This window comes from Schinkia azotoformans LMG 9581 (assembly GCF_000307855.1).
GTDB lineage: Bacteria > Bacillota > Bacilli > Bacillales > Bacillaceae_J > Schinkia > Schinkia azotoformans.
Map to the genome: position 1 here is coordinate 12843 of NZ_AJLR01000128.1, position 21199 is coordinate 34041.

General features: G+C 34.0%; 27 protein-coding genes and 1 pseudogene. 22 read left to right on the forward strand and 6 right to left on the reverse strand.

Features of this window, described 5'->3' with window-relative positions; translation table 11 throughout:
• Window positions 1–42 precede the first annotated feature (42 nt).
• Entirely contained in the window at window positions 43–396 is a 354-nt protein-coding gene (locus tag BAZO_RS22080) for a hypothetical protein (RefSeq protein ID WP_003332669.1), read from the reverse strand.
• Entirely contained in the window at window positions 371–604 is a 234-nt protein-coding gene (locus tag BAZO_RS22085) for a hypothetical protein (RefSeq protein ID WP_003332670.1), read from the reverse strand. Before BAZO_RS22085 ends, BAZO_RS22080 begins: the two co-directional genes overlap by 26 nt.
• Window positions 605–810: 206 nt before the next feature.
• Here BAZO_RS22085 and BAZO_RS15830 point away from each other — a divergent pair, with 206 nt between their 5' ends.
• The 7 genes from BAZO_RS15830 to BAZO_RS15865 all read left to right on the forward strand — a co-directional run bounded on the left by BAZO_RS15830 (window position 811) and on the right by BAZO_RS15865 (window position 7629).
• Complete coding sequence (locus BAZO_RS15830; RefSeq protein ID WP_003332671.1) at window positions 811–1503, forward strand: YfjL-like protein; 693 nt, start codon at window positions 811–813, stop codon at window positions 1501–1503.
• Window positions 1504–1540: 37 nt separating this feature from the next.
• The gene (locus tag BAZO_RS15835) at window positions 1541–1756 is read left to right on the forward strand and encodes a DUF6366 family protein (RefSeq protein ID WP_003332672.1); all 216 of its coding nucleotides are present in this window, start codon (window positions 1541–1543) and stop codon (window positions 1754–1756) included.
• 1287 nt (window positions 1757–3043) lie between these two features.
• Entirely contained in the window at window positions 3044–4117 is a 1074-nt protein-coding gene (locus BAZO_RS15845) for a hypothetical protein (RefSeq protein WP_003332674.1), read from the forward strand.
• Window positions 4107–4649 (forward strand): aminotransferase-like domain-containing protein, encoded by a 543-nt coding sequence (locus BAZO_RS15850; RefSeq protein ID WP_003332675.1) that lies wholly within the window; start codon window positions 4107–4109, stop codon window positions 4647–4649. Before BAZO_RS15845 ends, BAZO_RS15850 begins: the two co-directional genes overlap by 11 nt.
• An 83-nt stretch (window positions 4650–4732) precedes the next feature.
• A complete protein-coding gene (locus tag BAZO_RS15855) occupies window positions 4733–5614 on the forward strand; it encodes a PhzF family phenazine biosynthesis protein (RefSeq protein WP_003332677.1) in 882 nt (293 codons plus the stop codon).
• 343 nt (window positions 5615–5957) lie between these two features.
• Window positions 5958–6947, forward strand: a complete 990-nt coding sequence (locus BAZO_RS15860; protein ID WP_003332678.1) for a helix-turn-helix transcriptional regulator — start codon at window positions 5958–5960, stop codon at window positions 6945–6947.
• Window positions 6948–6999: 52 nt separating this feature from the next.
• A complete protein-coding gene (locus BAZO_RS15865; protein ID WP_003332679.1) occupies window positions 7000–7629 on the forward strand; it encodes a type 1 glutamine amidotransferase family protein in 630 nt (209 codons plus the stop codon).
• 177 nt (window positions 7630–7806) lie between these two features.
• Here the strand turns inward: BAZO_RS15865 and BAZO_RS15870 are convergent, their stop codons facing one another.
• A complete protein-coding gene (locus BAZO_RS15870; protein WP_003332680.1) occupies window positions 7807–8082 on the reverse strand; it encodes a hypothetical protein in 276 nt (91 codons plus the stop codon).
• A gap of 94 nt (window positions 8083–8176) precedes the next feature.
• Between BAZO_RS15870 and BAZO_RS15875 the strand changes: the two genes are divergently transcribed.
• From BAZO_RS15875 to BAZO_RS15895, 5 genes and pseudogenes are all read left to right on the forward strand, one after another.
• Window positions 8177–8569 (forward strand): DUF2000 domain-containing protein, encoded by a 393-nt coding sequence (locus BAZO_RS15875; RefSeq protein ID WP_003332681.1) that lies wholly within the window; start codon window positions 8177–8179, stop codon window positions 8567–8569.
• Between the two features lie 66 nt (window positions 8570–8635).
• A pseudogene (locus tag BAZO_RS21290) lies at window positions 8636–9724 on the forward strand (APC family permease).
• A gap of 211 nt (window positions 9725–9935) precedes the next feature.
• Window positions 9936–10235: a hypothetical protein gene (locus BAZO_RS15885; RefSeq protein WP_003332685.1), complete on the forward strand. Its 300-nt coding sequence runs from the start codon at window positions 9936–9938 to the stop codon at window positions 10233–10235.
• Between the two features lie 22 nt (window positions 10236–10257).
• Window positions 10258–11148, forward strand: a complete 891-nt coding sequence (locus BAZO_RS15890; RefSeq protein WP_003332686.1) for an RNA polymerase sigma factor — start codon at window positions 10258–10260, stop codon at window positions 11146–11148.
• Entirely contained in the window at window positions 11141–11611 is a 471-nt protein-coding gene (locus BAZO_RS15895; RefSeq protein ID WP_003332687.1) for a DUF6194 family protein, read from the forward strand. The genes BAZO_RS15890 and BAZO_RS15895 overlap by 8 nt, the downstream gene beginning before the upstream one ends.
• Window positions 11612–12084: 473 nt before the next feature.
• On the opposite strand, the gene BAZO_RS15900 is transcribed toward BAZO_RS15895, so the two are convergent.
• The 3 genes from BAZO_RS15900 to BAZO_RS21295 all read right to left on the reverse strand — a co-directional run bounded on the left by BAZO_RS15900 (window position 12085) and on the right by BAZO_RS21295 (window position 13610).
• Window positions 12085–12315, reverse strand: coding sequence for a DUF1093 domain-containing protein (locus BAZO_RS15900; RefSeq protein ID WP_051015822.1), 231 nt, complete (start codon window positions 12313–12315; stop codon window positions 12085–12087).
• A 348-nt stretch (window positions 12316–12663) separates the two neighbouring features.
• Window positions 12664–12984: an ABC transporter permease gene (locus BAZO_RS23320; protein ID WP_003332689.1), complete on the reverse strand. Its 321-nt coding sequence runs from the start codon at window positions 12982–12984 to the stop codon at window positions 12664–12666.
• Window positions 12985–13199: 215 nt separating this feature from the next.
• The gene (locus BAZO_RS21295) at window positions 13200–13610 is read right to left on the reverse strand and encodes a helix-turn-helix domain-containing protein (protein ID WP_003332690.1); all 411 of its coding nucleotides are present in this window, start codon (window positions 13608–13610) and stop codon (window positions 13200–13202) included.
• Window positions 13611–13765: 155 nt separating this feature from the next.
• Here BAZO_RS21295 and BAZO_RS15915 point away from each other — a divergent pair, with 155 nt between their 5' ends.
• The 10 genes from BAZO_RS15915 to BAZO_RS15965 all read left to right on the forward strand — a co-directional run bounded on the left by BAZO_RS15915 (window position 13766) and on the right by BAZO_RS15965 (window position 20668).
• Window positions 13766–14041: a hypothetical protein gene (locus tag BAZO_RS15915; protein WP_003332692.1), complete on the forward strand. Its 276-nt coding sequence runs from the start codon at window positions 13766–13768 to the stop codon at window positions 14039–14041.
• A 311-nt stretch (window positions 14042–14352) separates the two neighbouring features.
• On the forward strand, window positions 14353–14676 hold the full coding sequence (locus BAZO_RS15925; RefSeq protein ID WP_003332694.1) for a PadR family transcriptional regulator: 324 nt from the start codon (window positions 14353–14355) through the stop codon (window positions 14674–14676).
• On the forward strand, window positions 14673–15542 hold the full coding sequence (locus BAZO_RS15930; RefSeq protein ID WP_003332695.1) for a permease prefix domain 1-containing protein: 870 nt from the start codon (window positions 14673–14675) through the stop codon (window positions 15540–15542). The genes BAZO_RS15925 and BAZO_RS15930 overlap by 4 nt, the downstream gene beginning before the upstream one ends.
• A 23-nt stretch (window positions 15543–15565) precedes the next feature.
• Complete coding sequence (locus tag BAZO_RS15935) at window positions 15566–16600, forward strand: PD40 domain-containing protein (protein ID WP_003332696.1); 1035 nt, start codon at window positions 15566–15568, stop codon at window positions 16598–16600.
• Between the two features lie 61 nt (window positions 16601–16661).
• Complete coding sequence (locus BAZO_RS15940; RefSeq protein ID WP_039957643.1) at window positions 16662–16841, forward strand: hypothetical protein; 180 nt, start codon at window positions 16662–16664, stop codon at window positions 16839–16841.
• Between the two features lie 42 nt (window positions 16842–16883).
• On the forward strand, window positions 16884–17531 hold the full coding sequence (locus BAZO_RS15945; protein ID WP_003332697.1) for a hypothetical protein: 648 nt from the start codon (window positions 16884–16886) through the stop codon (window positions 17529–17531).
• Between the two features lie 176 nt (window positions 17532–17707).
• On the forward strand, window positions 17708–18217 hold the full coding sequence (locus BAZO_RS15950) for a sigma-70 family RNA polymerase sigma factor (RefSeq protein WP_003332698.1): 510 nt from the start codon (window positions 17708–17710) through the stop codon (window positions 18215–18217).
• Window positions 18207–19277, forward strand: coding sequence for a DUF4179 domain-containing protein (locus tag BAZO_RS15955; RefSeq protein ID WP_003332699.1), 1071 nt, complete (start codon window positions 18207–18209; stop codon window positions 19275–19277). Before BAZO_RS15950 ends, BAZO_RS15955 begins: the two co-directional genes overlap by 11 nt.
• 130 nt (window positions 19278–19407) lie before the next feature.
• The gene (locus BAZO_RS15960) at window positions 19408–19989 is read left to right on the forward strand and encodes a sigma-70 family RNA polymerase sigma factor (RefSeq protein ID WP_003332700.1); all 582 of its coding nucleotides are present in this window, start codon (window positions 19408–19410) and stop codon (window positions 19987–19989) included.
• Window positions 19979–20668, forward strand: coding sequence for a DUF3600 domain-containing protein (locus BAZO_RS15965; protein WP_003332701.1), 690 nt, complete (start codon window positions 19979–19981; stop codon window positions 20666–20668). Before BAZO_RS15960 ends, BAZO_RS15965 begins: the two co-directional genes overlap by 11 nt.
• Window positions 20669–21199 lie beyond the last annotated feature (531 nt).

Here is a 21199-nt window from a genome sequence, read left to right on the forward strand (position 1 = left end):
CAATGCTCTGGCGTTTATTTTTTAAATAATACCGGTGAAAAATCAACATCTTTTATCCAGATATTTGCTTGTTTCTTCTTGCCTACGTACCCATATTAGAGAAGATCCTACAACTTGAGGATCATCATCTAACTCATTTTCTCTTGGAAATGTAATTTGCTCCTGATTTCCTGAGCTTAAATCTATCTGATATAGAGAGATGAACATTTTGGGAACTGGTCCCTCTTCCCACGCTTTGTTTTCCTGTGACCGTGCGACGATCACTTCGGAAGGTGACAGCCATTCCAAATCTAGGTCTACATAACCTTTTGGTGTATATTCTACCTGCTTGGCGGATACATCAATATCAGCAATTTTTGTGATCTTATTTTCAACAAAAAACCGTCCTTTTTCCATTTAGATCCCATTCAAAGCCACTAACACTATAAGACCACTGGGGTGAATACACATATTTATCTTTGGTAAGCTGAATTACTTGATCTCCCTCTTTCATCCATAACTGGTGGTCACGAACAAACGTAGCCTTCAATGGCACTTCTGCATTCGTCACAGAAATAAACTGAAGCATGAATAATGTCATTAGTAATAGAATTTTTATTGGCACGCCATCCCCTCCTGCTATTAGATTTATCTAGAGAATTCAAGTTGATGCTTTGTTTTAAGTGAATAGTCTTTCGAAACAGTCTTTATTTTACTAAAGGATTCAAAACGCGAAGAAGAAAAAATTTAGTAAATATCAAAGCCTTTTTTACTAAATAATGTAAAATAAGAATTGGAATTAATTTAATAGTCCGAAATGAGGTATTGTTCATGAAACTGTATTTCAGAAAGTTACTTATCATGTGTAGTGTGGTCCTATTAAGCGTCGCCCTATTCATTTATGTCAGTTTTAGTGGGTTCCCTTGGAAGAAGTATACGGTTGGTAAGGAAATACAAGCATATCTAGACGAACGTTATGATCAGCCTTTTTTAATTAAAGACCGCTTATATAATTTTAAGGACGGTAAATATGGAATTAAGGCTACACCGGTTAAAGAAGCCGATCTACAATTTACAGCTTGGGAAGGCTACGGTGATTACGAATATATTGATTACTATCCTGAAGCTGTATGGGAGAAGCAAGTTTATGATGATTTTGAAGAAATAGTAAATAAAATATATCCGGATCATACGATGTACAATGCTTCAACGGCTATGGGGTTTGGAAACGAACTTGTGAAAGGGCCAGAAATCCCAAGTTATAGGGACGTTGATGTGCTGACTAGTATTGCCATAAGCACGAGGGGTAGTGTAGTTGGCAACGATTCAGAGTTTGCAAGAATGCTAGCCATTCTTTCCGAAATAAAAAAAGCGGAGGCCAATATTGAAGTTTCTTTTCATTATTACCGAACAACAGAACAAAAAATAGAGTATCTTCATTTTGATCGTACAATAATCAATAAAATTACTACAATTGAAGATGTCAAGAAAATGGCGAGAATGAGTGTATGGGTGAACAATTAAAACAATTGGAAAAATGGCTAAAATTGAGGGGGATTTGATGAGAGACAAAGAAACTCTAGAGCAAAAAAGGGAAAGATTAAGGCAACAAGAAATTAGAAATAATCCAACCGGCAAACTAAACGATTCTTTAAACAGAGCTCAAAATGGAAATCTTGTCGATTTGGTAGGTAGTTTAGGATGGAAAGGTACTGCCATACTTATTCTAGTAATAGTATTAGGATTTATAATTTATTCCGTCTTCTTCGCTAACTAGGGCAAGAGTTCAAGATTGCTATTTCTATTTTGAATAAAGGGTCATTTTATAACCAAACGAAGATTGCGGTGGCAACATCTTCTTTATAGAGTGGCAGGTTACTTAAAGAAGGGCATTGGATTTCTTTTGGTAAAAAAGTAGAGGGGTGTTTTTTGTGAAATAAAACTATGCAGAAATGACTTAATCATAGATTAGAAAAGTGCTTCACTACAATACATAGAATTGAATGAATTGGATTAGTTGGAACGCCGCATGCGGTGAAAGTCGCACGTACGGTGTGAGCGGGGAAAAGGTGACGATAACTTCAAAGCCTGACCTATCCGTATCAATAAGTGAAGACGCATTTTTCTTGAATAGTTGGAAACATAATTTACCAACAAAATAAACTTCACGTTCTTTATCTCCTTCGCCCCTTACAATAGGAGAACGATCAGATCAACTAGAACTGTTCATTTCTAATGAGACAATTTCTTCAATTCGCCAACCTGTTGAGAACATAAATTCAAATAAAGCCTTTTCCATGGATGTATGGCAAGCCTATCGTATATGCTCTCTTTCCCTTTTGGTTAAATTTGGGGATTGCCAAGCGCATCGAAAAGAAAACTTAATAGGCAGAATATTAAGCTGAAGTGGCAGGATAATAAACCAAATGTAGTGTGGGTTTCGGGGAAATTACACTTAGACGTTGTTAAGGGGTTGGAATTTTGGGGATAGTTTTGATAAACTTGCTAATCCTTTTTGGGGTTATTGCTTTAGTTGAGATACCTAAACATTTTATAAAATCTAAAAATACTAAACTTGTTAGTTTTATATCGTACTTGTTGATGGGAATATTCGCATTTCTTGTAGGAGAGTATGTACTATTTGATTTTTCAAATTTTGCTTATACATTAGCAATATCGTTTATTATTGTTGCATTCATATCCCTTATTTCAAATAATAAGACCAGCAATGATTAAGTCAAATTACTTACGAATGCGATTGCAAAAGGAGTTTAGTCGCTATTTCCTAAAGGATAGAATACTTCAGTAAAGAAAATGAATATTTAAGGTGAGGTATATTTGCAAAATGTTCATTGGGAATTTCATTGCACTTCCATATTAAAATACTTCACCAAGCTGGAGCATTCCTTTCGTAAGGGATGTTTCTTTTCTTTTATAAAGGGTTCAGAATAGTTCGGTAAATGTAAGAGTTTTTTATGGTAGAATTAATTTGAAACGCTCTTCACTAAAGAGCCGGATCATTGAATTAGTGGATTGAACAATATAAGAAAAGGGGAAATATGTGATGTTGAAAAGGAAATTAATAATATTGATCCTTGGTTTTATGTTGCCAATTATATTCACATCGGCACCTATTTATGTATATGCATCTGACAATATCCGTTTGATTGTTGATGGAAATGAAGTGAATATTGAATTGGTTAAGAGCTGGATTATGGAACAAGGAGCCGAAGAAGATTCTTCCTATTATTTCGATGGATTGTCTTTTGAAGTAGTGAATTTAGATGAGGATGATGACTTAGAAATAATTGCAACTATAGATGGTGGGGTCCACTTAGGCCAATTTTTTATATTTGATAAAGCGGACGGTAAATATAAATTAATAGCGGAAAAACCACAAAAAATTGAAAAAGTAAATCTCCCTCCTTCTATAAATTTAGATGGTAAAAAGTTTTTCGCTTTAATTGAGCGAACTGGTGGTACGGGACTGGATATTTATTATGAGCATATCGCCTATTTAGAAGATAGAAAATTGAAAATTGCATGGACAGGCGTACAAAAAGAAAGGGATGCCAATTTAGGCCTTTATAATTTAAGAATAGGCAACTACCAGTACAATCCAGAAAATCAACTGCTATATACATGGGAGAGTCGTTTTGAACACGATATAGAAACAATGGATATATTGGAAAATAAGGGAACCGTTACGAAGGTTTATCAATTTGTTGATGGTAAATTTGTTGAAGTACGAGGTGGCTCCGCTAACTCTAAAACATCAGAAATAGATACTAAAATTGAACCTCCAATCTTAAAAATGAAACTTATGGTTAATTATGGAATGGAGGCAGAGTTGCTAATTGACGAGATAACAGAAGAAAAATTGAATTATAGGTATTTTGATTTTCAACATAATTATAAGCCGAGCAACAAACAAGAAGAAATGGCAATAAATGAAATGTTCGAAAGGGTTGTTGAAGACGGACATTTATTTCCAAAATATACGTTCCATTTTTATGTTCATACGGCAGAACAAGATGTAGAAGTTAAAGTGCCAAACGGATTTATTGATAAATTAAAAAATGATCATGAATTTAGAAGCAAAGTGATTAGCAAAATCAATCAACCATTTGATATTTGATAACCCGCCGTCAAAGCCAATAAAAGCAATTGATAAGCAAGGGAATGTCCTATATATTGGCAGTGTTTCCAAGTCACTAAGTCCGGGTTTACGGATTGGCTGGATTGTTGGACCGGAACCTGTTATTGATCGCCTTGCCGATATAAAAATGCAAACAGATTACGGTTCAAGTTCGATATCGCAATTTGTTGTGAATAGGTGGATAAAAAGTGGATGGTATGATGATTATGTAGATCAAGTAAGATCAGAGCTAAAATATAGAAGGGACTTTACAATTCAGATTTTAAATACATATTTTTCTGATATTGCCTCATGGAATATACCATGTGGGGGATTTTATATATGGCTTCAATTACAAACTGGTATTTCTACTCGAAAATTATTTGAAGCAGCCCTTCAGGAAGGGATTTTACTAAATCCGGGTAGTGTCTATGATAAAAATAACCAGCTACATCTTCGTTTGTCATATTCCCACGCATCATTAGAAGAGCTTCAAAAAGGGCTTAAACGGATATCAGAACTGATTAAATGATTAAAGAGAATCTTTAAGGAAGGCTGTTTTTTAAAGATTGATACTTTCTAAAATATGACAGTCACAGGCGGAGGAAAGAAATAATGGGGAAAATTAATTATTCAATTGTAGATGTTTTTTCACAAGGAAAATATACAGGAAATCAACTTGCTGTTTTTAAGAATGCGGAAAACCTTTCAGATAATAAAATGCAACAAATAGCCAAGGAGATTAATTATTCAGAGACTACTTTTATATTATCAGATACAAAAAAAGATGATGGCTATGATGTTCGGATTTTTACACCAAATGAGGAGGTTCCTTTTGCTGGACACCCGACTTTAGGAACTGCATATATCATTCAAAATGAAATAATTGGGGAACCGATAGATAAACTAATTTTAAATTTAAAAGCTGGACAGATTCCCGTAACGTTCGATAAACAAGAACAAATACTTTGGATGGAACAAAATAAACCCACATTTGGTCGTATATTAGATACAAATAAGGTTTCTGATGTTCTAAATTTAGATAAAGAGTACATAGATGATAGATATCCTATCCAAGAGGTTTCAACAGGGCTTCCCGTGATTATTGTTTCTTTAAAATCTTTAGAAGCAATTAAAAAAGTTAGAATAAATAAGGAAAAATACTTTGAGTTAATTGAGCATATTGATGCAAAAGCAATTATGGTCTTCTCTCCTGAAACATATAGTATCGATAATAATTTAAACGTTCGAGACTTTGCAGATTATTTTGGTATTCCGGAAGATGCAGCTACTGGAAGCTCTAATGGATGTTTAGCTTCTTACTTAGTTAAATATCGGTATTTTGATAAAAGTGAAATTAATATTCGTGTAGAACAAGGATATGAAATTAAAAGACCATCGTTATTGTTTTTAAAGGCAAGTGGTAAAAATGGAGAAATCATAGTAAATGTTGGTGGAAAAGTAGAAAAAATTGCTCAGGGTGAATGGTTTCTATAATAAACAGTCTTCCTTTTTTATTTAGCGAGTGCGATTTTTCAATGAGAGTTGCTTTTTCCTTATTTCAACTATTAGATTGGAAAATATTGTACTTAAATCTTTGGGGGGGCATTATTGCAACAACAGTAATGCTTTTTCTTATTGAACGGGTAGCTTAGATGAATATGATGTTTGTTTATCATTTATAGATTGTCGAAAAAAAGAAGTAATGTAGTTTAGTATTAGTTTCGATTAACCGCACCATAAATAAATGAGGTTTTTACTTAATATGTTAAAGTACGCTATCAACATGAAATTGTAGAATTGAACTTATTCGTATAGAGTGAATAATGAGGTGATTTTTATGTCTAAAATTGACAATATGATGCAGATTCTATGGATGTTGAATTCAGGCAGGAAAATTACTGCAAAACAAATATCTGAAAAGTTAGAGATTAATATAAGGACTGTTTACCGTTATATTGATGCACTTTCTGCAAGTGGTGTCCCTATTATATCTGACACAGGTCATAATGGGGGTTATACCCTGTTGAATAATTTTATTAAAAGTCCTCTTCTTTTTGATGTTGATGAGAAAACTGCATTACTTCATGCGGCTGTTTTTGCAAAAGAAGCTGGATATTTTTTAGGGGAGTCATTGAACAGAGCAACATCAAAGCTTATAAGTTATTCAAACCAAGAGCAGGAAAGAATGATCAAGCAAAATTTGGAAGGGCTTGAGGTAATAAGCCCAATTGGAAAATCGTCTATGGATCCAATTTTAAAGAAGTTAGAGCAAGGTATAGTAAACGAATCATCTGTAGAAATTGAATACCATACAAGTCGTGAAGAGCAATCTAAGCGTAGGATTGTTGATCCATATGGAATTATTTATTGGAATAATAACTGGTATGTTATTGCGTTTTGTCATCTAAGGAATGAAATCCGCAGTTTTAGAGTAGGGCGAATTATCAGTATTATCCAAACAAATATAAACTTCAATCGACCACAATTTTTTTCGGCAAGTGAATTTTTTATGAAAAACCTAATTTCAGAAGTAGAAGATAAGCAAGCACTTATGCATTTGATTGTGGGTGGTAAGACAAGTGCATTGGATGACTTATGCCAGCATTGGTTTTTAGGACATCATTTCAAAGAACGGACTTCAAAGAAAGTAATATTTCTACTAGAAGAAGAAGCATTACATGCGTATGTACCGTTTTTACTTTTACCCTATGGCAAATCTATTGAAGTTATTGAACCAATAAGTTTAAAGCAAAAGATTATCGAAGTTCTATATGAGCTAATTAATTATTATCAAGTTGAAACCTTTACTGACGGAGGATGTCAGTAAAGGTTTTTTATAATAGGATATATCGATTAATTAATTACGAGGAGTGTGAATTATGCATACAAAAAAAGTGTATCTTTATGTATTTGATACTATGTCAGACTGGGAGGTAGGTTATTTAATTGCTGAACTAAACACGGGAAGGTATTTTAAAAAGGAATTAGCACCTTTAGAGGTGGTTGCGGTAGGCGTTGATAAAAAAACTGTTACTACAATGGGAGGATTGAAAATACTACCTATTATATCTATTGATGAGTGTATTTTGAAAAGTACTGATGTTTTAATTCTTCCAGGCGGTAATACTTGGATAGAAGCAATTCATGAACCTATATTGAAAAAAGTTTCTAAATCTTTAAAGGAAGGAATTGTTGTTGCTGCGATTTGTGGTGCAACAGTGGGTCTGGCAAAGATGGGGTTGCTAGACTCAAGAAGACATACAAGCAACAATTTGGAGTATATGAAAATGGTATGTCCTAATTATATTGGAGAAAAATATTATGAAATGGGACCAGCAGTAACTGATGGGAATTTAGTTACTGCATCAGGGACAGCCCCGTTGGAATTTGCGATGCATGTATTGAAGGTGCTCGACGTATTTGCACCAGAAACATTACATTCATGGTTCAATCTTTATCAGACTCATGAACAAAAGTACTTTTTTGAGTTAATGAATTCTATTAAATAGTTGATAAGTAACCCCAAATACAAATGATTGTTCTTGAATAAGTGTTAACTGAAACAGGGATTTTAACGATAAACCAAACTCTAAATAAGGTATTATAAGGCTACTATTCTTGAACTAATGAGGAAACGGAATAAATAATAGAGAAAACGACTCGAATCTGCCGAGTCGTTTTCTCTATTATTTTGTTAGCAAGACACGTTTTAATTTTGCTACACCATCTGCTATTTTTGCTTCATCTAAATTTCCAAAGCCTAAAATGATATGGTTTGTATAAAATCCTTTGTTAATGGTATGCAATTCAACAGGGTAAACTTTTACGCCGTAATCATTTATTCTTGACAGGAGACTTTCCGTGAAATATATTCCTTCAAATTCAGCAATCAAATGTAATCCTGTTGAATCACCATGTATCGTAACTCGATCCCCGAATTCATTATAAAGCCGTTCTTTCAAAAAATCTCTTCTTTTTCGATAAATTTTCTTCATGCGGAAAATATGTTTTTCTAAATAAGTGAGCCAACAAAATAATGAGACTAAATGTGTTTTATTGATTGATTCAGAACTGCCATTAGGTTTATTAGCTAATACTGCAGCTGTTCTGGCTCTTACGATAGGAAAGAGAGTGGAAGGAATTATAGGATCTGATGTAGTGGATGGGTCAGGTCAAATACATACTGGGATTACAACGATACCTCTTCCGATTTTAAAATCCACACAGGAAGGCTTACAGGTGTTAAAACAGAAAGTATCAACAGAAGCATTTCAAGATTTGCTTGTGGTTGATTTTACTAATGCTGCACAAACCACTAAAACCTATGAAGAATACACTCAAAAAATAGCCACCTTTACAAGTGGAGATTTATATTATTTGGGCATTGCTTTATACGGTGATCGGAAAAAGATTAATAAATTGACAGGCAATCTCTCTCTTTTAAGGTAGGTGCAGAAAATGGAATTAACTCGAACTCTGGGAATCCGGGCCTCTACATCCATTGGAATCGGTGCAATGGTGGGAGCAGGAATATTTGTTTTAAGTGGGGTTGCTGCTGGTAAGGCAGGCCCTGCCGTTATTGTTTCATTTATGCTAGCAGCCATTTTAGAAATTCTTTTGGGTCTCTGCTATGCGGAATTGTCTTCAAGATATCCAAGAGCTGGCGGATCCTATGAATTTGTTCGTGAAACAATGGGACCTTTACTTGGAACTGTAATTGGCTGGGCCTATTGGGGAGCATAGCTGGCTGCCAGCAGTTTCGTTGCTCAAGGATTTGGCCGCTATTTTCATACCTTAACTGGGGCACCGCCAATAGTAAGTGCTATCGTTCTATTCATCTTATTAGGATTGCTGAATATAATGGGAGTTCAATGGAGTGGTAAAGTTCAAGTTTTTATTGTAGTGATTGAAATTATCCTGCTGTTAACCTTTTTTGCCATTGGATTTAATCATGTTGATTACACTTTATTTGTGCCGTTTGCGCCTACAGGCATTGAAGGGATCCTCGCAGCAGCTTTGGTTGGTTTTTTATCAATGGTGGGCTGGGATGGAATTGTAGCTTCCGCAGAGGAAATTAAAAACCCTACATGGACTATACCAATATCGATTATTTCGTCCATTTTAATAGTCATGTTATTATATATTGGATTGTTGTTCGTTTCGGTGGGAGTCGTGCCATGGACGGAGCTTGGGGCATCTAAAACACCAGTCTTCCTTGCGAGCGAACAAATTCTAGGCGGTATCGGACCATTATTGATTAATATGGTCATTGTTATTGCTTTACCTGCTACAGCGAATCCTTTTATTCTATGCATTTCGAGAACGGCATTTGCGATGGCGCGGAATGGATTATTACCTCGTAGATTTTCCCATATTTACTCCCAATATAATACACCCGTATGGGCCATTATATTGGGAGTAAGTATTCAAATCTTATTTACTATCAATAGCTCTATCAATATAGCTGTATCCGCCACAGGTTTTTTATATATCATCACTTTTATTTTTACGTTAGTTGCATTTTTTATTTCAAGAAAGAAAACAACAGATATTGATCAGGATCAACAATTTAAGGTACCACTTTATCCATTGTTACCTTTTTAATAAAACGATGTTTCCATTATGCTAATGGGGGCAAGAGGTCAACAAAACGAGGTGTGTCTTAATGTCATACGATGATCATAAAATACCTTTAGTTTTAAAAATAATATTAAAATGTTGCTTTCTTCTGTCACACTACCTTTTTTTAATAGTCTAAATATATGAAAAGAATAATGGGACTTTTCATATATTTTCATAGGTGGAGGAGAAGATTATGAAAGAAGTAGTAGAAATCGTATTTTTTGAACTAGAGGAAGATGTGAGTGAAGAGCAATTCCAAAATGCTTCCCAAATATTTCAAAGTAATTTTGTTGCTTTGCAAGAAGGCTATGTTAGTAGAAAACTTACCAAATCAATTGACGGTAGGTGGGCAGATATTGCAATTTGGAGGGATATGGATGCTGCTCAAGCTGTAGGAAAGAACATGGGGGAAAGTGAATTTGCTAGAAATTATGTTTCGTTAATAAAAAATAAATCTATTCAAATGCACCATATGTCTATTATTCATGGATGAGTGGTGATTAGGAGAAATCGCAATGCAAAAAATATTTAGTCATGAATATGATGAACAGAGTGATGACTTTCTTATTTCAAAATCCTTGCAAGGGTCTGAAGAGGCATTAGTAGAATTAATTTCAAAACATCAAAATTATATATACAATATAGCCTTTAAAATGGTTCTTTCTCCATTTGATGCAGAGGATATTACGCAAGAAGTCATCATAAAAGTCATAACTAAGTTAGGGCAGTATAATGGCAAAAGTAGTTTTCGAACGTGGTTGTATAAAATTACGGTGAATCACTTTTTGACAATGAAAAAGACTTGGTTAGAAGAAAGATATCCTACATTCTCACATTATGAACTAGATCTTGAGAACATTAGTGACCAAGACCTATCACCATCTGAGCAAGTTGAATGGAGTGAATTGATTGAAGAAGCTCGTCAAGGTTGTTTAGCGGGAATGTTATTGTGCTTAACTAGAGAACAGAGGATTGTGTTTATATTAGGTGAGATTTTCTCTGTCCCTCATGAAATTGGTGCTGAAATTATGAGTATATCAAAAGATAATTTTAGACAACGTTTAAAAAGGTCTCGAAACGATCTTTATCATTTCATGAACAAAAAGTGTGGTTTAGTTAACGATGATAACCCATGTAGGTGTCCAAAAAAGTTGAAAGGTTTTATTCGTGAAGGATGGGTAGATCCCACTACACTTAAATTTAATGTGAATTATTCAAATCGCATATATCAAATTGTGGAAGAAAAGGATAGCAAGTTAAAAAAAATGGAATATTTAAATTATAAACAACTACAGCAAGATTATTCTTTCCAAGAGAAGGATTTCATTAGTAAAGTATTTAAAGATTTAATCCAAAGTAAAATGGTAAAAGAAGTTTTTGAATTGAGTGGTTCAAATGATGAATGAGGTAAGTCCTATAAAAATCATTGATTTTTGTCTAAAAAATTTAGACCATACGGTACTTATTAATGCATGGGGAGAAAAAGTTGTTTTTTACAATCCTAATGGGTCTTTAAAAAGAGGTATTTATGTACTTACCGTCAAGGAAAAAGATGGAGCAAATGATAAATCATCTCACTTGGATCGAGAGGCAATTTTTAGGGTGAATATTGGTATTAAAAAAAACACTTTTACAAACATGTTTGGTGCAATACCTAAAAGACCATCAGCAGGAAAGGTTATAGATATGAACTTTGATTTCACAGAGATAAACAAAATTATCCCACACCCTGTATATGGTTGGATGGCATGGGTGTGTGTGCTGAATCCATCAGAGCTTTTATTTGAACAATTCAAATTGTTAATTCTTGAGTCTTATAACTTGGCTGTTGAAAAATATAATCTAAAATATGAATCAGAATTTAGATGAATAAATGGTGAAAAGCAAAAAAATTTATTGAACAAACGGGGGAGCTAGTACAATAAGAAATTGTGGTGAAATGTTGATTATTTTATACTAGTAACCTCAGCATCTAACGTATAGATATAGTAACAAAAAAGCCAAAATGCTCATTTAATTGCGAGAAATTTAGCTTTTTATATTGGCATTTCCCTGACGCTACCCTATGAAAAAATAGCAAGCGATAATTTGTAAGGAATAATCACTTTTATAATTTAAATGCTTCCATTTACTTATTTGGAAACAGAATCATTACAGGATCTTATCTCCCTAATAATGCTTTTTATCTAAGGGAGATAAGGAAGTTCTTTGTCTCTTTGTTATAACTAGTTGTGAATCATCAATGGTTCAAAACGCTCATAATCCAATAAAAATAGGCTTGGAAACTCTTCAAGCTTATTTTTGTGTGAATCTCTAAATATGCTCTTTCTCGCAGTAGTTTACTACTTGGTAAAGGAAAGGGTCTTTATTTCTCCTGACTTGTCATAAGCATTTAATGTATATTCATACCGTTGGTCACTGTCCAACTTTGTGTCGTCGTTCACCACCATAGTGTAATAATATGTTTTGCCTTTTGGATTTTCCGGTGTTAGCCTATCAGGATTAAATAGGAGGATGGAAAATCCAACAATAATTATTAGGACTAGACCAGTAACTAATAAAAATGTTTTCACGATAACATCCTTTCTCATTGTTTAAGCTGTTATATCCGTCCTTCACAGCCAATGTATCGCTTCTGTACTAACTATGATAAGTATAGTAGATTCACTATTAAAAATAAAAGATAATCACTTTGGGATGAAAAACCTGATTGACTAAGTACACCCATCCCAGTAGTCAGTAGGGAATGAGGAAATAACATTCCTAAATCCATTACGTACATGCCTAAACCGAAAAAAGTGGCGCATAAACCGATACCAATAGGAATAGCGAAACTATGGAAACGCATTGAGAGAGCCAATTGCAGAGTGAATATTGTAATACTAGCTATCCAGCCTTGAATGAACCATTCAAATAATTCACTAGGGAGCGCAGAGGTTAGCCCTACCATCCTCCAATAAGGTATAAAAGGAAAACAAACTTTGAACAAAAATTAGCAGCATACCGACAACTAGCATCTTAGATAAAAAAATACTAGCTGCCGATACTGGAGCGGTCATGATCATATTCCAGTTTTTATTTAAATGTTCTAACCTCCACAAATACGCATAGGAGATAGCAATTAGAATGGGTAAGAAAAATTCTCCGTAAAATAAACCGACCTGTGACCATAGGCTATACCATTTATTGGATAAAACACCTTGGTTCATGTGAAAATTGGCACTGCCAATTAATACACTCATTATCGAAAGAATTATAAGTATTACCCATATAACCTACATTTATGACTAAATAGTTTATACTAAAATAAATGATGATTGTGAAAAATTGATTTGATAAACTGGAGGGACCTTTATGAATTATGAGTATAAAGGGAAAGAAAAGAAGACTTCCTGAATGAGAAAGCCCACTGCTAAAGCTGTGGGAGTTGTCAGGATGTGCATATGGGTGGTGTTTTTTATTTTCTTTTATAAAATTCATCAACTGCTACATTAAATATTTTCTCTACTATTCTCCGGTCTTTTAATGGAAGTTCTGTGAATTTAAGTAGGTATTCATGGAGTCTTGTATTTTTATATAAATAATCGACAACCCCAAATATCTCTATATTGCTTTCATCGTTTGTTTTATAGATTTGATTTAACTCAAGTAACATCTCATTTTGGAAATAAGGAAGCCCTACTAAATGATCTAAACTGACTTGAAAATATTTTGACAGTGTAATTAATGTTTCTAGGTCAGGGGAAGCGGTTTCATTTTCCCATTTTGCTACAACTGAGCGAGAAACTCCTAGTTTTTCTGCTAGTTCCTTTTGTGTTAAAGCTTTTTTTTCACGGAAGAATTTAATGTTAGTTGCTAATTTGCTCAATTTATCACCATCATTACACCTTAATATAGTATTACATAAATAGTGCTGTTTCCAACATTATAAATTAAGTACTATAATTTTTAACTTTGTATTGGTTCTTATTTGGAAATTATATTATAATGTTCTTAATACGAACAAAAAAGGAGGATGTATAAGTGTTTAGTTGTTTAATTGTATCTCAACCTGATAATGAAGAAAGAGACCAACTCTTTCAAAGCATACTTTACAATACGTTGAAAAATCATCCTTATACAAAAAAACAGTTAAAATATGGAGATTGTATTGTTATATCTAATGTGAGTTTTACTTTAGGATGGCAAACAGCATTAAATTTGGAGTGTTCAGGTTTTTCGGCAATTTGTGGATTTGGGGATTCAGAAGAATTAGCAATTGAAAATGCGTTTGAAAAATGGAGGAAACGAAGTTCTTAATAAAAGGAAATTTAATATTTTTAATCCCATTGATTTTGATTGCCACTATCAACCCCGTACCATTTCAAAACCTTTTCCAGTCGCACCGATTGCGGCTTTTTTTGTTGCTCGTATAATTTTCTTTCTAAATTTAATAAAAGCTGCATTACTCGAAATGCTATTTGAAAGTACTCTGAACATTCAAAGCGGTAAGACCAAACCGAGTAACTTTTAGAGTGAACAACTTCCAATCAAAAGGATAAAAATATACATTGTAATACAATGTACATCGTATTACAATGATAGTATCAAATTAGAAATCAGGTGATGAAATGGACAAGGAAATGTTAAAAGGAAGTATTGATCTTCTTTTGTTATCGCTTATTAACCAGAGGGATCTTTATGGATATGAAATTACTAAATTACTAAAGCAGCTAAGTGATGATCACTATGAAATGAGTGAGGGGACCCTCTATCCCGCATTAAAACGCTTAGAGAAAAAACAATGGATTGAGTCCTATTGGTCAGAGACTCCTTCAGGAAGAAGGAAATATTATAAAATTACAGATTCAGGAACGAAGGAATTAGAGAAGAAACAAAAGGATTGGAAACTCATTGAGAATTTAGTACAAAAAAGCTCGGAGGGTCTAATATGAAATCCAAATTAGAACAGTATGTGGAAAACATAGTCCGGCATACGGAAAGTTCTAAGGCAGAAAAAGAAGATCTTTATGAAGAACTTCTCATCCACCTTCAAATTTCTCGTGATTCCTTAATGGAGGAAGAGGGTTTGACACCAGAAAAGGCAGAGGAAAAGGCCATGCGGCTATTTGGCCAAGAAGGAGAAATTGGCAGTCAAATTCAACAAGCACTATTTCCATATCGAAAGGAATTAATGCTTACATTAGCGATATCCTCGATCATTTTCACAATTAGTATTTATTTAATCAGTCTTTTTGTGAAAGGGGATGCCTACATTGGCTGGCTTTGTATTTCAATGGGGTTGAGTTCAATGTTATTGTTTCTTCCTCTTAATCGGTCTTTTCATATTAATAAAAAGCTATGGCTTAATAGTTTATTGGTACTCCACACTCTTGGGCAATTATATGGATGGTTAATCACGAGCCAGTTGGATCAATCATCGACTGTAGTTGGCTTAACGATCTGGGTGTGGCTAAACATTGCTTTAAGCCTTGGTCTTGTATATCGAACAACAATCTATGACTACAGTTCTGATGAAAAACATATGAAGGTTTTGCATGGAATTAACATTACAACTGGGATTATCATTTCTGGAATTTCACTTGTTTTCATAGTTGGCGGTCTGATTATGATCGGAAAATTTCATTTCATAATGCTTGTTTTAGCTAGTCCAATTCTCATTTGGGCCGGTTTGTATGTGGCACAGTTAAAAATTGCGAAGAAAAGTACAAGGATTGCGTTTTTAATTGGGATGATACCTATTTTAGCTTGTATACTAGCTTTCTTGTATATTTATTTTCCAAACCTATTTTTTAGATAAATCAAATGTAGAAAGGATTTATCATGAAGAAAAACAATCTCATGTTTTTAATACTATTTTTATGTGGATTAACAGGAGCCCTTGTTGTTTTAGGGATATTTTTCAACAAAACAGAAAATGAAAAACAGAATGGGCTTTCCAATCATTATGATGTTTCAGCACAAAATGCGATTGCCTACGTAACGTACAAAGAGGGGAGACCACAGTTATTTTTGCATAAAGAAGGGGAGTCCATAGATGCAGTCATAGCAGAGTATGATGAGGATACAATGATTTTAGATCCGACCTTTTCAAAAGATGGATCGATATTAGCTTTTGTCACCACTAACAAAAACAAGGAAACTGAACTGACTAGTACAGTCCATTTCTACGATATAGGAAAAAGAGAAATTACAGACGTTTTCACTGATTCTTCAACCATAACAGAGATAGAATTTAAGCCAGACGGTTCATCTTTACTTTATTTAAGTGCGGGAACATATGAAAATTATTCACCAATCACAGGGAAACGTCCGCATAACTTTGATGTTTACGAATTTAATTTAAATGAGAAATCACATGTGCGAAAGACAAATCTGCAACAGTATTCTATTTATTCGTTGAATGTTGCTCCTAGCGGGGATCGTGTTTACTTGGGAAGAGATGATGATTCAGATGTAAAGACGGCAGAGGCTTCCTACATGGTAAAACAAAGAATTTTTGAAATTTCGTTGGATCATCCGGAAGAGATGTCTGTCATTTCAGACCCTGACCGTGAAGTTTCCATCTTCAGCTTTACTATAACTCCAGCTGGAAATGAGTTTATTTTTCAATCTATAAGTAATCCTGATGAGGGCGGCATCTTTGAATACGAATTATACAAATATAATTTTGATACAAAAGAAGAAAAACAGCTAACTCATTTTGGGGAGTATGTGAGTGATCCAGTTATAAGTGCAGATGGAAAGTCTATTTACTTCACGTTGGATAGAAATTTCGCAAAAGGATCTCCTGATTATCATATATACAAAATGAGCATCGATGGAGAACAGGCAGAAGAGATAGGACTTCCGAACTAATACTTTAATTTGAAGTTGATAATTTGAACAGATTCTTGAGTTCCCAGGGAGGTGTTTTTACTTGGACCAAAAAGCAAAATTGATTATTGGATTAATAAGTAGCCTTATAATATGTCTTTTTGGAGTTTATCGTCTAGTGATTGAAACTCCAACCGCTGTTGAGTATTTAGTGGTCCCCATAGTATTTGCTGTTTCGGGTCTTATAGGGTTTGTGGGGAGTTTGGTTAAACTGAAAAAATAAAATAATAACTGTTGGTAAAATCATCAGAAGGGAGGACTTTGCTTGAGGAAAATTTTAAAAATTTCTCTGATTATTTTGGGTGTTATTATAGTGGGAATGGGCATTTTAATTTTTTCCTTCATTCAGGGAATGAAGCCGGATAAAGATAAAGAGGAACAGATTAAAATTCAGGCTGAGCAATATTTAAAAGATAAATTTAATGATAACTTCGAGGTCTATGACGCTCTGTATGACAATATGGGGAACTTTGGATTTGAATATGCTGCTAAGGTAAGAGATAAGGAAACTAAAACGCAGTTTTTAGTCTATTATGACGATGCATTAGACCAGATGGTGGATACCTTTACGGCTGAGAAATGGACTAATGATTTAGAAAAAGAAATACGACCGTATATTAAAGAAAATTTCCGCGAAAAAACTGAAACTCACGTTTACTTTGATGACCTGATCGGTAAAGAGTTAGGTATTGATCCGCTTAATCCGGGAAGTTACAAAGATTTTAACGTTGCACCTACGATTCGAATTACACTCCCTCGGAAAAAGAGTGACCAAGATGAAAAACTCTTCAATGACTTTATTTCATATCTAAAAAGTAATGATATATTGCAACAGGGCACCATTATTGTGAATTATATTGCTGAAAATGGAGTAATACTTGAGGATTTTGAATGGAGCAAAGAATTTAAATAAGCATATTGCTACTGGTAAGAGACCCTGAAATAATATAAAAAACATCAAATCGTCCTTTAATTCGGGCGATTATTTTATTTATAGAAAAAAATAAAAAATTTTAAGCTAAACCTTGATTTAAATTGTCTAATAGATGTAGGACAAAAAAGAGAGGGTGAGTCGGGATTAAACATTTAGTGAAAAAAGCTCAAAAAGGAAATGACAAAGCCTTTTTAAAGCTTTTCCAGCAATATGAGGAAGATATTTATCGAATGGCTTTTGTCTATGTCAATAATAAAGACGATGCTTTAGATATTGTTCAAGAGGTAGCATATCAATCTTTTAAGAAGATTAATACGTTGAAAAACCCAGCGGTTTTTAAAACATGGTTGATGAAAATTACCATCAATTGTGCAATCAATCTAGCTAAAAAGAATAAGAAAGTGATGCCACTAAAGCCAGAGTTTGAAGATTTTATCGGTTTAGAGGATGAAGATGTTCCACTTTCTCTGTCATTACAGGAGTTCATTGATACGTTACAAGAAGATGAAAAGAGTGTTGTTCTTTTAAGGTATTACAACGATCACACGTTTAAAGAAATATCCGAGTTGTTAAATATACCGTTGGGAACGGCAAAATCGGTGTTATACCGTGCGTTAGATAAACTTCGCAAGAAATATAAGGAGGGTGATATTTGTGAACGATAAAATAAAGCAAGAACTACATAAAATAGAAATTCCAACAGAATTGCATGAACGGTCTAAAGTAGGTATAAAAAAAGCGAAAACAGAGCAACAAAAAAAGAAATTTAAGGGACCGTTTGCTGCTGCAGCTGTCATTTTGGGGCTATCCGCTGTAACTGTTGGATTCGCCTTTCCAACGGCTGCTAGTAACCTCCCAATCATTAGTGATATTTTTAAATTATTTGGGAATGAATCAGGAATCTATAATAATTATAAAGAATTTTCAACAGAAGTAAATACGATGAAAGAAAGCAATGGAATTAAAGTAACTGTGAATGATGCAATCTTTGATGGTGAAACTGTCACGATAACTTATTCAATTATTAGTGATCACGATTTGGGAGAAGAACCAATCATTTTTGATCACTTTGACATTCAAAATACTGACGGGATAGCAGGGACTTCCAAAATTGAAAAAATCAGTGAAAATGAGTATGTAGGTTTAATGACGGGTACTTATTTTAGTAAAAAAGATTTACAAACTGCTAAGGTAACATGGGAAATTAAGAGCTTTAAAATTTTAAACGGTGAGCAGGATAAAGAAATTAAAGGTCATTGGGGTTTTGCATTTAATTTAGATTCAACAGATAGTCAAACAAAGTTAATTAGTCAAAGTGTAAAACAAGAAGGGATTCGATTAAACATTAAGAAGATGGTGTTAACACCAATGTCCTTTATTCTTTACTACGAACAGGGAGCATCTGATGATGTCCAAAATAGGTGGCATCAGGTTTATGTCGATTTAGAAGTTCAAGATGATTTAGGAAATATTTATACTGGTGAAGTAAATGGTGGTTCTGGAACGGATTCTACTATGAATTGGAGTAAAACCTTTGAAAAGCTAAATCCGAATGCATCAAAGCTGATTGTTACACCGCATGTTATGTTAAGAAACTCCGATACCTTCACATCAGCTATTCAAATGGAAGATGGTACTATGAAGGAAACAAAGCTGCCTGAGAAATACAAAAGAGGCCAAAAGGATTTTGTTTTAGAAAACATTATCATTGATTTAACAAATTGACTGTTATTTACTTAAAGGAAATACAAAATATTTTAGAGCTATGGAGGCTCTTTTTTTATTTTCCAAAAAAACGAACGAAATCAAGATTTCTTTCCAATATAGAGTATAAAGGATAGGGAGGTGTTAATGATTGGAAACGCAAGGTGATTATAATCAAATTATTCAACTTATTTTATCTGGTCATCAGCAAGCATACAGTGAGCTCTATCAAATGACAATTCAAGATGTTTATAAAAACGTTCATTTTCTGATTGAGAATAAAGCTGATGTAGATGATGTTGTTCAGGACATTTACATACAGTTATTTAATTCTCTAAGTAAATATGATGGAAATAGACCGTTTAAGCCATGGTTAATGGGGATTGTAATAAAACAAATCCAAGCGTATCGGCGAAAAAGGTGGATGAAATTTCGGATTGCTAAAAAGGTTGAAGAAGTTGGACAAGTACTAGTTTTAGATTTTTCGAATGAAATTATTGCTAAAATTTCAAACCAACTTGTTGTCAAGTTAGTAGAGGAACTACCGTATAAACTTAAACAGGTTATTATTCTTCGCTATTTAAATGATTATTCTCAAGAAGAAGTAGCTAGGGTTCTAGAGATTCCCGTCGGAACTGTTAAGTCAAGAATTAATGCTGCTTTGAAGAAATTGCGTGAAAAAGTAAAAAACAGAAATATTTCGGAGAAGGTGAGGAATGTATATGAATTTTGAGACAAAGGTAATGGAGGCACTACAGGAAAAAGGAAAAGAACTTATTCCTTCTACAAGTTTAAAAATGAAAGTTATGAACAACATCTCATCAAGAAAACAGAAAATGAAAAAACGTATCGTCACCGGTATTCTTTTAGCATCTTTATTAATTCCAACAGGAGTTTTTGCTTCCCAGCTCCTATTGGCAGACGAACTCTACAGTTCTTTCGATAATTTAAAGAAACATATTGTTAGTGCTACTATGGAAGGATACCTCCGTTTGGATGCCAAACTTGCAGAGGCTAAAGGCGAGTTGGGGGCCGAAGAATATAAAGAATTTATCAGTCTAGTTAAACAAATAACCCATGCAAAACTTGAATACGGTGATAAGTACGGCAATATTAACTATGATGCACTTTCGCAAGAGCGGGAAGCTGAATTGAAGCAAGTATTTTGGAAAATACAACCTTACTTTGATCGGTTAAATGGTCAGCAATCTAGTCTGGAATTGTTAACAGAAAATGAGTACAATCAATACATTGACTCACTTATGACCCATGAAAAGATCTTAGCAAAAAGTGAAATAAACCCTGATCATTATGTAGAACTTCATGAGATTCCATCTAGCCTTCAGAAAGAGTTTCAAGAAGCACGTGATTTTCTGGAGTACGTAAATGAAAAGCAAATACAGAATGATTAATAGAGTTTCAGGAATTTATTCTTGATTATTGGCTGTCCAAAGGATAGCCTTTATTTTTTTGGTTCATTTTAAATTGCAATACTAAATTAATATTGATTACGGTCATCTGAGTTAATGTAGTGATTATAATAAAATTTAATCTGTTGGACTTTCTTATTTATTGGTAAATACATTAGCAATGCATGGTAAGCTCTTTTGCGTTCTCTGTTAATAAACACGGCGAGGGTAGTAAAATCTCTTGGCCGTAAGCAATTAAAAGTAGAGGAATTGAGTTTTTCCTCCGCATACTCTTTTATCGATTTACTTTTTGTGGTGAATATTAGAGGATTATTGCGCAGTAGGCATAGCAGGAGGACTGAAACTGGATTTCCAACATTGCGGTGCGGACAGGGAGTGCGGGTTCTGCCCTTGGCGTGGCCGCATTTTTCGTTTTTGCGGACAAAGAATGTGGGCTCTGCCCTTAACATGGCCGCATTTTTCGTTTTTGCGGACAGGGAGAGTGGGTTCTGCTCTTAACATGGCCGCATTTTT

Excerpts from the sequence above, each read along its gene's own strand:
- BAZO_RS22080 (WP_003332669.1), bottom strand. The coding sequence starts at position 396 with ATGGAAAAAGGACGGTTTTTTGTTGAAAATAAGATCACAAAAATTGCT.
- BAZO_RS15830 (WP_003332671.1), top strand. The coding sequence starts at position 811 with ATGAAACTGTATTTCAGAAAGTTACTTATCATGTGTAGTGTGGTCCTA.
- BAZO_RS15835 (WP_003332672.1), top strand. The coding sequence starts at position 1,541 with ATGAGAGACAAAGAAACTCTAGAGCAAAAAAGGGAAAGATTAAGGCAA.
- BAZO_RS15845 (WP_003332674.1), top strand. The coding sequence starts at position 3,044 with ATGTTGAAAAGGAAATTAATAATATTGATCCTTGGTTTTATGTTGCCA.
- BAZO_RS15855 (WP_003332677.1), top strand. The coding sequence starts at position 4,733 with ATGGGGAAAATTAATTATTCAATTGTAGATGTTTTTTCACAAGGAAAA.
- BAZO_RS15860 (WP_003332678.1), top strand. The coding sequence starts at position 5,958 with ATGTCTAAAATTGACAATATGATGCAGATTCTATGGATGTTGAATTCA.
- BAZO_RS15865 (WP_003332679.1), top strand. The coding sequence starts at position 7,000 with ATGCATACAAAAAAAGTGTATCTTTATGTATTTGATACTATGTCAGAC.
- BAZO_RS15885 (WP_003332685.1), top strand. The coding sequence starts at position 9,936 with ATGAAAGAAGTAGTAGAAATCGTATTTTTTGAACTAGAGGAAGATGTG.
- BAZO_RS15890 (WP_003332686.1), top strand. The coding sequence starts at position 10,258 with ATGCAAAAAATATTTAGTCATGAATATGATGAACAGAGTGATGACTTT.
- BAZO_RS15895 (WP_003332687.1), top strand. The coding sequence starts at position 11,141 with ATGAATGAGGTAAGTCCTATAAAAATCATTGATTTTTGTCTAAAAAAT.
- BAZO_RS23320 (WP_003332689.1), bottom strand. The coding sequence starts at position 12,984 with ATGAGTGTATTAATTGGCAGTGCCAATTTTCACATGAACCAAGGTGTT.
- BAZO_RS15925 (WP_003332694.1), top strand. The coding sequence starts at position 14,353 with ATGGACAAGGAAATGTTAAAAGGAAGTATTGATCTTCTTTTGTTATCG.
- BAZO_RS15930 (WP_003332695.1), top strand. The coding sequence starts at position 14,673 with ATGAAATCCAAATTAGAACAGTATGTGGAAAACATAGTCCGGCATACG.
- BAZO_RS15935 (WP_003332696.1), top strand. The coding sequence starts at position 15,566 with ATGAAGAAAAACAATCTCATGTTTTTAATACTATTTTTATGTGGATTA.
- BAZO_RS15965 (WP_003332701.1), top strand. The coding sequence starts at position 19,979 with ATGAATTTTGAGACAAAGGTAATGGAGGCACTACAGGAAAAAGGAAAA.